Below are 14586 nucleotides of genomic sequence, written 5' to 3'. Positions count from 1 at the left end.
ATGCCTCGGCCGGCAGGTGCCGGCCCTTACGTGGAGGTCAAAGATGACTCGTTCCAACAGCGTTGCCGGCGGCAGTGGATTCCTCGGCGAAGTGGCACAGCGTTCCCTCTCCCGGCGTTCCCTGCTCCGCTGGGGCACCCTGGCCGGAGCGGGCGCCGTCCTGGCCCCCGCGGTCACAGCCTGCGTTGCCCCCAGCGCCCCAGGTGGTGGAGCCACCGGCTCCAGCACCCTCACCCTGGGACTGAACCGCTCGCTGGTGAGCCTGGACAACAAGCTCAACCAGTTCGACGCCGCTGTCACCGTTCAGCGCGCAGTCCGCCAGGCACTGACGGAGATCGGGGACGACCTCAAGCCGCGCAACGTCCTGGCCGAAAGCTTCGAACTGACCAGCCCCACGCAGTGGACCGTCAAGCTCCGCGATGACATCAAGTACTCGGACGGCACCAGCGTTGCCGTGGAGGACGTGGCCAAAGCGCTGGAGATGTACAGCCAGGTCAACGGCTCTTTCCTGGCCCCGCAGTTCCCGGAGTGGCCCACGGTCAATAAGAAGGACGAGCTGACCTTCACCCTGGACACCAAGGTGCCGCTGCCCGTACTGAATACGCTGATGTCCAACATCCTGATCACCCCGGCGGCGGCCAACAAGCCCGAAGAGCTGCAGGAAGGCGTGGGCACCGGCCCCTACAAGGTGTCCTCCGCGGACCGCGGCACGGGCACCTACAAGCTGGTCATCAACGAGAACTACTGGGGCGAGAAGCCTTCGGTCAATGAGATCAACGTCCGGTTCATGTCCGAGGAATCCAGCCGCGTGGTGGCCCTGCGCTCCGGTGAGGTGGACGTCATCGACTCCATCACCCCTGACTCGGTGGCCCAGCTGAAGACCGTTGACGGCATCGAGATCGAGTCCGTCACCGGCACCCGCTACAACCAGCTCTTCTACAACTTCCGCAAGCCCGCCGACAGCCCGATGTCAGACCCCAAGGTCCGCGAGGCCCTCTCCTACGGGTTCGACAGCAAGTCCGTGGTGGACGGCATCCTGGGCGGCACCGTTACCTCGGCCAAGGGCGTGGTCCCGCAGACACTGGCCGGGGCCGTGGAAACCGGCGAGTACAAGTACGATCCCGCCAAGGCCAAGAGCATGCTGGCGGACCTGGGCGTCTCCAACCTGGCCGTGAAGGTGATCTGGGAAACCGGCGAGTTCGCCGCTGACGTGTCCATCATGGAAGCACTGGTGGAAATGATGAAGGAGATCGGCGTGACAGCCGAGCTGCAGCAGTTCGAACCAGGCGGGGACATCTCCTCCTGGCGCCAGGGCAAGGCCGGCGACTGGGATATCCTGGGCAACGGCTACGGAAACCAGACGGGACTGGCCCTTACAAACCTGCAGGGCATGTATGCCGGCACTGCCGAGAAGGAAGCCACCCGGGACACCTACCACGGCTTCGTTTTCCCCGAGATCAGCAGCAAGATCATCACCGCCACCTCCGAGACGGACCAGGACAAGAGCACAGAGCTGCTCACTTCGGTCCAAAAGGACATCTGGGCCAAGTGGCCCTGCATGTGGGCCTTTATCCCCAACGCCGTTCTCGCCCGCCGCTCCCGGGTGGAAGGCCTCAAGCTGCGCCCCACCAACTCCTACCAGGTCTCCGCAGTCAAGGTGAACGGCTAGCCAATGCTCTCCTACGTCTCCAAGCGGTTGGGGCAGAGCCTGCTCACGATCTTCCTGACCGTGTCCACAGTCTTTGTCCTGATCCGGATGGCTCCCGGCGACCCGGCCTATGCCCTGGCCGGGCCGCTGGCCTCCACCGGAGACCTCGAAAAAATCCGTATCTCCATGGGGCTCAACGAACCCCTGCTGACCCAGTACGGCATCTTCCTTCGGGACCTGGGCGCCGGAAACATCGGCAAGTCCTACTCCTTCCAGGCACCAGCCCTGGACGTGGTGCTGTCCCGGCTGCCCAACACCATCTTCCTGGCCGTGCTCGCCATCCTGCTGGCCATCGTGGTGGCCATCCCCCTGGGCGTCTGGATGGCCAAGCGCGCGGACACCAAGCGGGAACTCGGCGTCAACGTGCTGACCATCACCGGGCAGTCCATGCCGGACTTCTGGATTGGCATCATGCTGCTGACCCTGTTCGCGGTGGTGTTCCCCATCTTCCCGTCCTCCGGCTTCACCAGCTGGTCCGGGGTAGTGCTGCCGGTGGCCACCGTGGCCATCCTGCAGATCGCCCTGGTGTCACGCATGGTGCGCCGGGAGGTTGGCACCAACATGGCAGCCCCCTACCTGACGGTGGCCCGGGCGCGTGGCACCGGAGAGCAGAAGCTCACCTGGGCCTACGCCATGCGCAACTCCTCCATTCCCATCCTCACCGCCCTGGGCACCCGGTTCGCGGGCATGCTCAACGGCGTGGTGGTAGTGGAAGTGGTGTTCAACTGGCCCGGCCTTGGTTCCCTGGTGGTCCGTGCCCTTGAGACCCGCGACTACCCGTTGATCCAAGCCACGGTCCTGGTGACCGCAGTCCTCGCCGTGGGCGTCCAGCTGCTGATCGATCTCTGCTACCCGCTCCTGGACCCCCGGGTCCGGCTCGGAAAGGTGTCCGTGGCATGAGTACCATCAACGAAATCCCGCTCGCCGCACAGGCCATGAAGCGCCCGACGGCGGTCACCAAGCAGCTGCTCCGCCGCTCCTCCGCGGCGCGGCGTGAGCGCTCGGCGAAGGTGAAGATGGTGCTGGGAGGCTTCCTCACCGCCGTCGTGGTCCTGCCCATCGTCCTGGCGCAGGTCCTGCCGCTGCCCGACGTCGACGCCCAGGCCATCACCTCCCGCTTCCTGCCGCCACTGAGCGAAGGCCACCTCTTCGGCACGGACCAGCTGGGCCGGGACATCCTCTCCCGGGTGCTGCACGGCGGCCAGGTGTCGCTCACCATCGGCGTGCTCGCCGTCGTCATTTCGGGGATTGTGGGCGTTGTCTTGGGGGCGCTCGCAGGCTTCTTCGGCGGCTGGGTGGACGCAGTGGTGTCCCGCCTGATCGAGGCGCAGCTCTCGCTGCCGCTGCTCATGATGCTCCTGCTGGTGGTGGCCCTGTTCGGCCCCTCCGTCCCGGTGATCACCTTCGTCATCGCCATTGCCCAGTGGCCCGAGCCGGCCCGCCTCACCCGCTCGCTGGTGCTGGTGGAACGCGAAAAGCCCTACGTCCAGGCCGCGAAAGTCCTGGGCCTACCCCAGCTCACCACGCTGGTGAAGCACATCATCCCCAACGTCATCAACCAGGTGATCGTGGTGGTCCTGCTGCTCCTGGCCACGGCCGTGCTGATGGAAAGCGCGCTGAGCTTCCTGGGCGCAGGCCCGCAGCGGCCCTTCGCCACCTGGGGCCGGATCATCTCCGACGGCCAGGACTTCATCACCACCTCCTGGTGGATCGTCACCCTCCCCGGTGCCGTGATCGCCACCCTGGTGGTGGGGGTCAACCTGCTGGCCGACGGCCTGCGGGACCGTGTACGCCGCCGGAAGGGAGCAACCGCATGAGCGTGCTGGAGGTCCGAAACCTTTCCGTGGAACTGATGACCACCGCCGGCGTGATCCGCGCCGTGGACGGCATCACCTTCTCCATCGACCCCCGGCAGACCGTCACCATCATCGGTGAGTCAGGCTCCGGCAAAAGTACGACGGCGATGGGCCTCCTGAGGCTCCTGCCGGACGACCTCGCCGTCATCTCCGGCCACGCCGTGCTGGACGGTGTGGACGTGGTGACCGAGCCGAAGAAGTTCGCCAAGCTCCGCGGCCGGTCCGTGGCGCTGATCCCGCAGGACGCCATGACCGCGCTGTCCCCGGTACACACCATCGGCAGGCAGTTGGGCGAGGCGGTCCTGCGCAAGGGTGCTGCCCCTAAGGCGGAGGTGGCCCGGCGCTCCCTTGAACTGTTGGAGCAGGTCCGCATCCCGGACCCAGCGGTGCAGCTGAAGAAATACCCGCACCAGCTGTCCGGCGGCATGCTGCAGCGCGTCCTGATCGCCATGGCGCTCGCCGTTGACCCCGTGCTGCTGGTGGCCGATGAACCAACCAGCGCACTGGACGTGACGGTGCAGGCAGGGATCCTGGACCTCCTGCTGGAGCTGCAGGAACGGACCCAGGTGGCCATCCTGATGATCACGCACGATCTTGGCGTGGCCCGGCTCGTCTCGGATCGGATCCATGTGATGAAGGACGGCAGGTTCGTGGAAAGCGGCGAAGTGGAGCAGATCGTGGAAAACCCGCAAACGGAGTACACCAAAAAGCTCCTGGCAGCAGTGCCGAAGCTGGGCCACTGGGACGGCGAACCGCACGCTGATTCCACGCAGGCGAGCCTGGACGGAGCTCGCTCATGAGTTCCCAGGTGGACACCTCGGCTGTGGCGCAGGACCTGGTGCTGTCCGTCCGGAACCTCACCGTGGACTACGCCGTGCACCGCAGCAGCTTCCGGGCCGTGGACGATGTGAGCTTCGACGTCCCCCGTGGCAGTACCGTGGCCATCGTGGGGGAGTCGGGCTGCGGCAAATCCACCATCGCCAAGGCAATCGTCCGGCTGCTCACGCCGACCTCGGGGGAAATCCTGCTCAACGGCCAGGACATCGCGCGGATGCCGGCGCGGCAGCTGCGCCCGCTCCGGTCAAAGGTCCAGATGGTTTTCCAGGATCCCTACGGCTCACTTGACCCGCACCTGACTGCGGAGGACATCGTGGCCGAACCGCTGACCCTGCGCGGTATCCGCTCCGGGAAGGAACGCCGGGCGGAAGCGGCCAAACTGATCGACCAGGTGGGGCTCCCATCCTCGGCCCTGGGCCGGCGTCCTGCGGAATTCTCCGGTGGCCAGCGGCAGCGCATAGGCATCGCCCGGGCTTTGGCCTCGAAGCCGGAACTGCTGGTCTGCGATGAGGCCACCAGCGCTTTGGACGTCTCGGTCCAGGCGCAGGTGCTGGATCTCCTGGCGGACATCCAGCGGGACCGCGGGCTGACCTACTTGATGATCAGCCACAATCTTGGTGTGGTGAGGGAAAGCAGCAGCCACGTGGTGGTGATGTCCAAGGGCAAGATTGTGGAACAGGGTCCTACCGAGCAGGTGCTGACAAGGCCGCGTGACCCCTACACCCGCGCGCTCCGGGCCGCGGCGCTTGACCCCTTGACCATGACCGGACGCAAGCCCCGGGAGCTGGTCTCGAGACTGAACAAGGTGGCGCCGCAGGGCGGACCCGTACTGATGGAGGAAGCAGTTTGATGCAGGGAACCACCGTGGAAGGCCTGGAGCTTCCCATTTCTCAGCTGGCGCTGGGCACCATGACCTTCGGGGATACGGCGTCGGAAGAGGTGGCTGCGGACATGCTTTCCGCAGCGCTCGACGCCGGGATCACCGTGGTGGATACAGCAAACGGGTATGCCGGGGGAGCAAGCGAGGAAATCCTGGCCAAGCTCCTGCCCGCGCACCGTGACGCCGTCATCCTCGCTTCGAAGGCGGGGATGCCGCACCCCGACGCCGGCGAGCACTCACCGCTGTCCGCGGAGGGGCTGCGGTTGTCGGTTGAAGGCAGCCTCCGGCGGCTGGCGACGGACCGGCTGGACCTCTTCTATCTCCACCAGCCGGACCGGAAAGCGCCGCTCACGGAGACGCTCGCCGCCGTCGGGCAGCTGATCCGCGACGGCAAGATCCGCGCCTGGGGCGTGTCCAACTTCGCCGCCTGGCAGATCGGCGAGCTGAACGCAGCGGCCGATGCCGCCGTCGTGCCCCGTCCGGTGGTGGCCCAGCAGCTGTACAATCTGCTGGCCACCCGGATCGAGGACGAATACATGGAATTCGCCCAGCAGACCGGTTTGCTGACCATGGTTTACAACCCGCTGGGCGGCGGGCTGCTGACCGGGAAGCACTCCTTTAGCGAATCGCCCACGGAGGGCCGGTTCGGGAACTCCCGGCTGGCCGAGATGTACAAGCAGCGCTACTGGGACCCCCGGCTGTTCGAGGCGGTCCGCCAGTTGGGTGACATTGCCGACGGCGCCGGGTTGCCCCTGCCGGAACTGTCCTTCCGCTGGCTGCTCAGCAAGCCGGGCGTCGGGTCCATACTGCTGGGCGGGTCCAAGGTGGAGCAGCTGCAGGCCAACATCGCCGCTGCTGCCAAGGGGCCTTTGCCTGCTGATGTTGTGGCGGCCTGCGACGCGGTGGCTGCAGAAATCCACGGACCGATGCCCAAGTACAACCGCTGACCTTACGCTGACCATTGAATCTCCCCATTGAAGAGGAATCCGCCATGAGTGCCGCATCATTTGCCGCAAAAGCCCGAGCCAATGAGCCCGTCGTCGGATACTGGGTGGTCCTCGACTCGCCCGTGTCCACGGAGCGGGTGGCGCGGCTGGGTTATGACTACGTGGCTTTGGACGCGCAGCACGGCCTGATGGGTTACTCCGGGTGGCTGCACGGGCTGATGGCGATTGACGCGGCCGGGGCTGCGGGCATAGTCCGCGTTCCGTCCAACAATGCAGCGTTTATCGGACAGGCTTTGGACGCCGGTGCCGCCGGTGTCATTGTGCCGCTGGTCAACAACGCGGAGGAAGCTGCCGCCGCGGTCCGGGCTGTTCGCTACCCGCCGCACGGCTTGCGGTCCTACGGTCCCATGCGTTCAGCGCTTCGCATCGGGCCGACGCCGGCCGAAGCCGACGCCACCGTGCTGTGCCTGGCCATGATCGAGACGCCCGAAGGTTTGGCCAACGTCAAGGAGATCTGCGCAGTGCCCGGGATCGACGGCGTGTACATCGGCCCGTCCGACCTCTGCCTGGCTGTGGGCGGCAGGTTCCCGAACGATCCGGACGTGGCCGAGGAGTTCAACGCTGCCCTGGTTTCCATCCGGGAGGCGGCTCAGGACGCCGGCGTCATCGCAGCCATCCATACGGCCAGCGGTGAGATCGCTGCCCAGCGGCTTTCGGAGGGCTTCACTTTCGTCACCGTGGCATCCGACCTCACGCACCTCGAAATTGCCGCCGCGAACCACCTGTCCACCGCCCGCGGGGAGTAGCCCAACGCCCTGTCACCTGATGCGGCTTTTCCGGCGATCCAGTATCACTTGATGCGGCATGCGCTGGGACGCACTGTGACCTTTAGGGTCCGGACCCGCCGTCCGACGCCCGCCGCGCCTCCCGATGGTGCTTTTGTGGACAAGCGTGGATCCAGGCAGGGCCTCCGTACGCTGGGGCCCGTATCAGCGAATTGGTCCTAAATTGTGCCGATCCGGAGCTCCTGGCAGGGTTCTGGTGCAAAGTCCTCGGATATGTTGAGCTCGACCGGGAGGACGGCGCCATCGAAATCGGTCCCCCCGGACGCCGGGTTCGACGGCCTGCAGCCCACCATCATCCTGAGCCCGAGCAGCAACCCGCGGACCGGACGCCTCCCCCAGCATATCGATGTCAACCCGGCGGACCGGGACCAGGACGCCGAGCTGGAACGCCTGCTCGCCCTCGGAGCCCGGCCGGCTGACGTCGGGCAAAAAGGCGACGAGCAGTGGCACGTCCTGGCCGACCCTGAAGGCAACGAGTTCTGCCGTCTGCGCAGGCGGCTTGACCCCTGACCGGGTGCCGCAGCTAATCGGCAAGTCCCTTCCCGTATGGCTGATGCCACATCGGAACGGACGGCGGAGATGCGCCGCATGCTCCAGGCGACGTTGCCCCACGTACAGCCAGCTAACTGGGCGCTCGTCCAAGATGCCACCGGCAGCGTCAGCGCTGCCGGAACTATGCAAGGAAGCCCTTGTACTTAGGGAGGTGGGGCATCCCCGCGCAGGTATTGTTGGCGAGGGGGACCGTACACGGTCAAGTCCTACACCGGTGTTGGGTTGACCGCGGCAGGCGGCGCAGCAGGATGTCGCCGGTGTCCGAGTTGACGGTGGTGGCGCCGTCCGGAATTACTGAGGAGCGTGACTGGTGAGCAATGCCAGTGATTGGGCAGGGAAGCTCAAAGAAATCCATGAGAAGCAACTGGACCGTCCCCGCCGTGTACACCGGCTGGGCCGCACCAAAGTCCTCTTCACAACGGGCCATGCAGTTTGCACGGTGGGCGCGGCGGTCGGGGCAGTATCGGTGGATGCTCCGGACCTTTTGTTCTGGGTTGCAACGGTGGCAGGGTTTTTCGGCGGAAAGTACTTTTACCCCGTCCCCCGCAGCAGCGTAGCGAGCCCACACGGCTCCAGGGACTTCGCTAGGAAATCTCCTGGCGACCTGGACTTTTTGACCCCAGCGGAGATCCGGGCCTACCAATTTAACGCACAGTTCGCCCAAAAGGGCGTGACACCTTTGGCTCTGGGGACCGAAGACGCTCTGGGCCGCCAGCGTGAGGCAGTTCGAACAGCGTCCCAGGTTTCAGGCGTGGACGAAGTGTTATTGGGGAATCTTTCCCTGGCGGATCTAAAGGAATACGGAAGGACCGCAGACCGGCACGACCTGCTGAAGCGGCGGTGGCTCACCTACGAGGTGGACCCGCAGTTGCAGTTCGACTACCCTGCGATGTCAGATACGTCCCTTCCGGCCACTTCAGCCATGATCAGGGCCATGCGCGCCGCCGACCACGAGAAAACCGCAGGTAACCCGGCTGAGTACAAGCTCGCGGTGGACAGGTTTTCCCAAGCCCTGGCGGCGGCGGAATCTGCAGCCGGAGTGCCCTGACCACGCACGTTTCTACGCACCGTTGTCGTTCCATCAGTTGCCCTCCGAGTCGCCGCAGATACCGTCGGCCAGCAGGAGGACTGGCACGGCGGCAGCCGGCGTCAGAAGAAATGACCCCCAGTAAGGATGGACCCATGAACCAGAGCAGCATCCGCCAATACCAGGAGTCGGTCACGGTCCAAGCATCAGCTGAGACACTTTACGACCTGGTCTCCGACATCACCCGCACCGGTGAGTGGAGCCCGATCTGCACGTCGTGCTGGTGGGACGACGAGGACAGCGCCGGTCGACCCGGTGCTTGGTTTACCGGGCGCAATGAGCTGCCGCAGCGGACCTGGGAGACCCGGTCCCAGGTGGTGGCTGCCGAGCGCGGCCGCGAGTTCGCCTGGGTGGTGGGTGGCAGGTTTGTCCGTTGGGGCTTCACCCTCACACCGGCAGACGCCGGGACCACGCTCACTGAGTCGTGGGAATTCCTGCCGGATGGGATGGCCATGTTCGAGGAGAAGTTCGGCGAAGGGGCATCAACCCAGATCGCCGACCGCACCCAGCAGGCGCTGGACGGCATTCCGAAAACGCTCGCCGCGATCAAACGAATCGCCGAATCCATCGCTGCACATGAGGAGGTCCCGTCCTAAGACGGGAGCTGCTGCATCAATGAGAGGTGCCCGGCACGGGCCCGATGGCCTTACCCCTGTCCATTGCCGGTACGGGAACGCCATGCCTCGAGCTGCTCGATGGTTTCCGGATGCTGGTAGGCAATCTTCTGCCCGCTGTCCAGCGAGATGGTGTTGCTGTGGGTCCTGATGCCCTCCGGGATCTGCCGCCCGGTGCCGCTGGAGCGCACGAAGTTGTCCTTGGCGCCCACAAAACTGTTGCGGGCAATCTCGATGTCGCAGGGCAGCTCAACGTCGTAGGTCAGCAGGTGCGTGCCCATGCCTGCCTGGTCCGGCCGGATGTTGGCAGCCCAGGAGAAGCCGGCATCGCGGCAGTCGTTGTCCGTAAACGAGCACCGGATGTGTCCCGTACCTGCAGCCGGTGTTCCCCGGGACCAGACCTCCAGGCTCTGGTTGCAGTTCTCAATGGTGTTGCCCACGAACCTGCAGTCCGTCCACGCAACGTTGGATCCCTCGGCACTGCCCTGCATGGTGGTGCCCGTGTCATACGTCTGCCGGATCGTGTTGCCCTGGACCAGCACGTTCGCGCAGCCGATCCAGATTTCCACGCCGTTCCCGTACCGGGTGGTCTTTGATACCCGCGAACCGCCGATTTCCTCAATCAGGCAGTCCGTGATCTGCGCGTTCTGGGTCCCGTAGATTCCCACGCCGTGGGCGCCGTGGCCAAGGATGTGCAGGTCCGAGGCGTTGGTGTTGGAGGCGGGACGGAAACCCTGCTGCTTCACGGCTATCTCCACGCCGGCACCCGGGGATGCGCCCAGCCTCACGTACACGTGGGTATCGTCGCTGTAAAAATCCCAGTCCTGCGCCAGGTCAGCCAGGTTCCACCGCTTCCAGCCGTGGATGGTGCCGCCGGCCTTCAGGAATCCGACGTCGGTTGAGGTTCCGGCCGTGTTGCCGGTGAACTCACCGGATCCGGCGGTCAGGTTCAGCTTCCACACGTTGGGGCTGTGCAGCGCCCACGCGTCAGTGCTCACCTTGTAGCCGTTGATCTGTGGCAGCGACCCACTGCCGTAGGAGCCGAGGGTAAAAGCTCCCGTTGTCCCTTTCAGCACAGGAACCTTGAGGGAGCCCCAAAACACGTCACCGCGCCGCAGCAGGACCGCGTCGCCGCGCCCCACTTCGCCGGCGTCGAGCGCGGCCCTGACCCTTCCAAGCGTCTGCCAGGGTGCTGTCTTGGTGCCCGGGTTGGCATCGTCCCCGCCGCTGCTGACGAAGCGGGTGTTCGCGTAGGCAGGGGACGGAACAACTGCCGTGGCCGGGGGAGTAAGCGCGCTGGGCACCCCGGCCGTTACCGCCGCTGCCCCAACCCACTCCAAGAAGCGCCGGCGCCCCAGCATCATGAGTTCTCACCGGCCAGGGACTCGGTACGGCGGCAGCTGAAAGGGCGGGGGAGGGGTCTTGAAAAAGGCACCAAAAGATTTTACAGGTCCTGGACTGCATTGGCTGAATCGCCGCTACCCGCGCGTTAACGGGGGGTAATGCCACCTTGGCATTTGGCACACGTACATGTGCCTGCGTTCGGGGCGCACTCATCCCTAAAAGCAGGCGTGACCCGTTGACAGGCAAAAGTTGCCCAGGACGGGCAGACGATACCGATCCGGGGGAGTGTCCCCTGCGAAACGCCCGACGCCTCGCCTCGGCGCACGTTCTAGACAAACATCAATTCCCAGACAGTCCGGGCATGGTCTTCGTACACTGGGGTTCATGGTCTCCCGTATCAGCGAACTGGTCCTGAATTGTGCCGATCCGGAACTCCTGGCGGGTTTCTGGAGCCAGGTGCTCGGATATGTCGAGCTCGACCGGGAGGACGGTGCAATCGAGATCGGCCCGCCCGATGCCGGGTTCGGCGGCCTGCAGCCCACCATCATCCTGAGCCCGAGCAGCAACCCGCGGACCGGACGCCTCCCTCTGCACATCGACGTCAACCCCGTGGACCGGGACCAGGGCGCCGAGCTGGAACGCCTGCTTGCCCTTGGGGCCCGCCCGGCCGACGTGGGGCAGACAGGCGACGAGCAATGGCACGTCCTGGCCGACCCTGAAGGCAACGAGTTCTGCCTCCTGCGCAAGCGGCTTGACCCCTGACCGGCTACGGAAGCGGTTGCCTCTTGCCGACGGCAACCGCACCGTCAGGCGGGACGTAGGTCCGCCGTCGCCGCTCCAGCCGCATCTGTTGGCCCGGCGAAGGGATCCGTGCGCCCTTGGCGCGGTTGCACCGGCTGCAGGCGGCCACAAAATTCTGCAGGCTGGTGGACCCGCCTTTAGACCAGGGATAGAAGTGGTCGCCATGCTCGGCCGCGCGGGAGCACCGGCGGCCAAAACCAGTCTCCATCTCACATACGCCGCCGGCCCGCGCCATCCCTGCGCGGTGCTGCTGGCGCGTAAATCGCCGCACTGGATCCCGCCGTCGAACGTCCCGTGCGTTGATAACGGCCGCGGCAATGATGAGGACGACGGCGATCGCGCCCGGGAGCGTCACCCCGGTCACCACGCGGTCCAGCATGGAGCGGAAAACTCCGGCTGCCGTGGCCGCTCCGGACCCGGCGCCGGCATCCGCCTGCGGCATGAGCGAAAGAATGGCTGAGCCGAACAACCACAGGGTGACAGCCATGAACGCCAGGCGAAGGCAAATGCGTGTCCAATAAATGCGTTTCAGTTCCGGCATTCGGATGTCCCCCAACTCGTCCGCAGACCGTGACGCTGCCGTCCCGGGCATAACGAGATCGTACAGTCGTCATCCCAAATACGGGCTCATTCGCGGTAGTTTAAGGCGTCGAACTGCTCCTGCCAGTGCGACTTCTCGCCCTCGACGTACCGCCTGTGCGACGTGTTCCATTTGGGCCATATCTCGGACGCAACCTTCCTGTCGGGCTCCGCCGTGCCTGGGGCCCGGGTTGCGTGCGGTGGTGGCGGCGCCCGGAGTACGTTCCGGTTGAGGCCAGCGGCGGTTTTTCGCTGCACGCTCGGCCGGGTGTTTCCCCTAATGAGCAGGTGCGCGAGGTTCGCAAGCCCAACTACCAGACCGAACGCCGCCCAGAAGATACCGACCAGGACCAGGGCACCCAGAAGGACGCCAATCCAAAGCAGCAGCCCGATCGCAGGAAACAGGAAGACCATGGTCGGCCTTTAAAGCGTCTCGGGGACCGGGCGCCCAGGAAAGAGCGTCGAGTACTGTTTCCGGAACATTCTGCGCCCGATGAGGCGGTAGCCCAGGCGGACCGGCGGGGGGATCTCCTTGAACAGTTCCTTCCGGTCTGCGGGCGGATTCGTGGCCAGCACCATCCCCAGGTAGGTGACCAGGAATTTCTTGTCGAACTGCTCAATGCTGTGCTGCCCCAGCCCCTCCATTTCCTTCTCGGTCATCACCCTGTCCGCAACGGGCATCACCTCCGTGACCTCTCGGCGCAGGTGCACTTTGAGGATTGCTGACAGGTCCTCGTAGCGCGCGGCCAGTTCCGCAGCGGACTCTGCATCCGGCGTCGCCATCCAGCGCAGGCGGATAGGCTTGATGTCCTCGAGCCGCTGGGTGACCTGCCGGTGCTGCTCCAGCATCTGCGCCACGTGCAGGGCGCACGCAGGTGCCCGCTGGCCCAGCTGCGGGTACATCAGCAGGTCCTCGCCCTCGTGGTGGATGTGGAGCACCTTGTCGAAGTTCCCCAGCACTTCCCCCACGTAGGCGGCGCGGGCAGTGTCGCCAGCACCCACGGAGCGCACCAGGCCGGGCGCCTCGTCGTACGCCCACAGGAAAAAGCGGTGTATGCGCCGCATGCCCGCAGTCCCGGTGCACAGGACGGGTCCGGGCGGCAATGGAGGTGCGGTCTCGCCGGGCTGCATGGTGAAGAAGTCGGTCATTGGAGGGCCCCTAACGGCGGTCAAGCGAGACCAGGACCTCTCCCCGGGAGCATTTTATCGCTTGCACCAAAGCCGAACAATGGCCCGGACCAGCCGCCGGTGCCACGGCAGAGGCTGCTACCAGGAGCCCGATTGAGGCGCAAGGCGTGCCCTTGACAGCCCATCCGGGCCTAAGGAACATCAGAGGTGCCGGTGCGCCTGGTTGTCCCTCGCAGGACCACCCGAAGGCCGGTTTCATGGAGGGTTACCGGATGCAGCCAGCACTCCCGCGACGCAGGTCCTTCCGGAGCGTGGCCGCGGCTGCCGCAACCCTCCTGGCCGTCTCTGTTGCGGGTTGCACTTTCACCCCGCAACCTGCCCCGCAGCCGCCGGGCCAGCCGTCCCCCACTGTCTTGTCCCCGGCGCCCGCCCCTCCGGCAGCCGTGCCGCCACCTTATGGCAAGCCTGTCTTTCCCCTGCGTGATGTCCGGATCGCTGCCGTGGGCGACATGAACGGCGTCAGGACCTACGCGCCTGACAGCCCGTCCGGCCGGAACGCCGCGGCGATCACGCGGCTCGTTCAGAACAACGAAATCGACGCGTTCCTGGGGATCGGGGACTTCCAGTACGACGCCGCTTACTGCGAGGACTATGTGAAGTACTGGTCGAGGCTCTGGGGCGGCACACTGCCCAAGCTGTACTGGGTATCCGCCCCCAACCATGACTGGAAACCCGGCCGCAATGAGGACCTCGACGATTTCATGAATGGCCAATGCCCGGGGTCCTCTGCCAAGGCCGCAATCAACCATGAGCGCGGGTTCATCGAAAACGGGCAGCCCTACTCGAAGGACTTCGGGAACTGGCATTTCGCGTTCCTGTCCTCCGCGCACTGGCGGTACAACCCCGCGCGGGCCCAGGCGCTCACAACGTGGCTGGACCGAGACCTTGCTGCCGCCAAGGCTGCGGGCAAGCACCTGGCAGTGGTGCACCACGAGCCGTACTTCACCTCCAGCACGGAAACGCATGAGCGGAATGTGGATCACAAACCGTGGATCGACGTGATGTGGAAGCACCGGGTCCGCCTGACCCTGTCCGGGTCGCAGCACAACTACGAACGCTCGTGCCCGGTGAACAACGACGACCAGTGCGTCAGCGACGGGATGACGTCCTTCCAGGTTTCCACGGGCGGCGTCGGCCTCCGCCCCTTCACCAGCAGCCCGCCGTACATCGTCAAGCGCTTCAGCGACACCCACGGGTTCCTCCGGCTGACACTGCGGGTGGACGGGTCCTTCGACTGGAACTTCGTGCCGACGTCGGGGTCCAGCACGGATGCGGGAACGCGCTCCGCGGCGGAGTAATAGAGAGAGTACGACGGCGGTGCTGCCGCCGGCTTCGCCGCGGGCGGTGA

At 65.5% G+C, this 14586-nt stretch carries 15 protein-coding genes and 1 pseudogene; 12 read left to right on the top strand and 4 right to left on the bottom strand.

The genetic code is table 11. The annotated features are described in order from the left end of the window. Positions 1–43 precede the first annotated feature (43 nt). From WHH00_RS13755 to WHH00_RS13710, 10 genes and pseudogenes are all read left to right on the top strand, one after another. Positions 44–1669: an ABC transporter substrate-binding protein gene (locus WHH00_RS13755; protein ID WP_406633597.1), complete on the top strand. Its 1626-nt coding sequence runs from the start codon at positions 44–46 to the stop codon at positions 1667–1669. Between the two features lie 3 nt (positions 1670–1672). Next, a complete protein-coding gene (locus WHH00_RS13750; protein WP_406633595.1) occupies positions 1673–2608 on the top strand; it encodes an ABC transporter permease in 936 nt (311 codons plus the stop codon). Then, on the top strand, positions 2605–3525 hold the full coding sequence (locus tag WHH00_RS13745; protein ID WP_258805112.1) for an ABC transporter permease: 921 nt from the start codon (positions 2605–2607) through the stop codon (positions 3523–3525). The genes WHH00_RS13750 and WHH00_RS13745 overlap by 4 nt, the downstream gene beginning before the upstream one ends. Beyond that, positions 3522–4364, top strand: a complete 843-nt coding sequence (locus tag WHH00_RS13740) for an ABC transporter ATP-binding protein (RefSeq protein WP_406633593.1) — start codon at positions 3522–3524, stop codon at positions 4362–4364. Before WHH00_RS13745 ends, WHH00_RS13740 begins: the two co-directional genes overlap by 4 nt. Next, positions 4361–5251, top strand: coding sequence for an ATP-binding cassette domain-containing protein (locus tag WHH00_RS13735; protein ID WP_406633591.1), 891 nt, complete (start codon positions 4361–4363; stop codon positions 5249–5251). Before WHH00_RS13740 ends, WHH00_RS13735 begins: the two co-directional genes overlap by 4 nt. Next, positions 5251–6228, top strand: a complete 978-nt coding sequence (locus tag WHH00_RS13730; RefSeq protein WP_406633588.1) for an aldo/keto reductase — start codon at positions 5251–5253, stop codon at positions 6226–6228. The genes WHH00_RS13735 and WHH00_RS13730 overlap by 1 nt, the downstream gene beginning before the upstream one ends. A gap of 44 nt (positions 6229–6272) precedes the next feature. Beyond that, the gene (locus WHH00_RS13725) at positions 6273–7034 is read left to right on the top strand and encodes an HpcH/HpaI aldolase family protein (protein ID WP_406633586.1); all 762 of its coding nucleotides are present in this window, start codon (positions 6273–6275) and stop codon (positions 7032–7034) included. 149 nt (positions 7035–7183) lie between these two features. After that, positions 7184–7583: pseudogene (locus tag WHH00_RS13720) on the top strand (VOC family protein). A 793-nt stretch (positions 7584–8376) separates the two neighbouring features. Further along, positions 8377–8673 (top strand): hypothetical protein, encoded by a 297-nt coding sequence (locus WHH00_RS13715; protein WP_406633584.1) that lies wholly within the window; start codon positions 8377–8379, stop codon positions 8671–8673. Between the two features lie 134 nt (positions 8674–8807). Beyond that, on the top strand, positions 8808–9308 hold the full coding sequence (locus WHH00_RS13710; protein ID WP_406633582.1) for an SRPBCC family protein: 501 nt from the start codon (positions 8808–8810) through the stop codon (positions 9306–9308). A 50-nt stretch (positions 9309–9358) separates the two neighbouring features. Here the strand turns inward: WHH00_RS13710 and WHH00_RS13705 are convergent, their stop codons facing one another. After that, positions 9359–10630, bottom strand: a complete 1272-nt coding sequence (locus tag WHH00_RS13705; RefSeq protein WP_406633580.1) for a right-handed parallel beta-helix repeat-containing protein — start codon at positions 10628–10630, stop codon at positions 9359–9361. A gap of 424 nt (positions 10631–11054) precedes the next feature. On the opposite strand from WHH00_RS13705, the gene WHH00_RS13700 reads away from it, so the two are divergent. Beyond that, positions 11055–11432, top strand: a complete 378-nt coding sequence (locus tag WHH00_RS13700; protein ID WP_406633577.1) for a VOC family protein — start codon at positions 11055–11057, stop codon at positions 11430–11432. Between the two features lie 4 nt (positions 11433–11436). Here WHH00_RS13700 and WHH00_RS13695 read toward each other — a convergent pair whose 3' ends face one another. The 3 genes from WHH00_RS13695 to WHH00_RS13685 form a co-directional block, all read right to left on the bottom strand. After that, positions 11437–11958 (bottom strand): HNH endonuclease, encoded by a 522-nt coding sequence (locus tag WHH00_RS13695; RefSeq protein ID WP_406633575.1) that lies wholly within the window; start codon positions 11956–11958, stop codon positions 11437–11439. A 140-nt stretch (positions 11959–12098) separates the two neighbouring features. Further along, a complete protein-coding gene (locus WHH00_RS13690) occupies positions 12099–12464 on the bottom strand; it encodes a hypothetical protein (RefSeq protein WP_406633573.1) in 366 nt (121 codons plus the stop codon). Positions 12465–12473: 9 nt separating this feature from the next. Then, entirely contained in the window at positions 12474–13199 is a 726-nt protein-coding gene (locus tag WHH00_RS13685) for a hemerythrin domain-containing protein (protein WP_406633571.1), read from the bottom strand. Positions 13200–13450: 251 nt separating this feature from the next. Here WHH00_RS13685 and WHH00_RS13680 point away from each other — a divergent pair, with 251 nt between their 5' ends. Beyond that, on the top strand, positions 13451–14536 hold the full coding sequence (locus WHH00_RS13680) for a hypothetical protein (RefSeq protein ID WP_406633569.1): 1086 nt from the start codon (positions 13451–13453) through the stop codon (positions 14534–14536). Positions 14537–14586: the final 50 nt, after the last annotated feature.

Origin of the sequence: Pseudarthrobacter quantipunctorum (genome assembly GCF_045291495.1) — a bacterium.
Classification (GTDB): Bacteria; Actinomycetota; Actinomycetes; order Actinomycetales; family Micrococcaceae; genus Arthrobacter; species Arthrobacter quantipunctorum.
The sequence above is the reverse complement of the archived record's forward strand: the minus strand, read 5'-3'. Positions and strand labels throughout refer to the sequence as shown.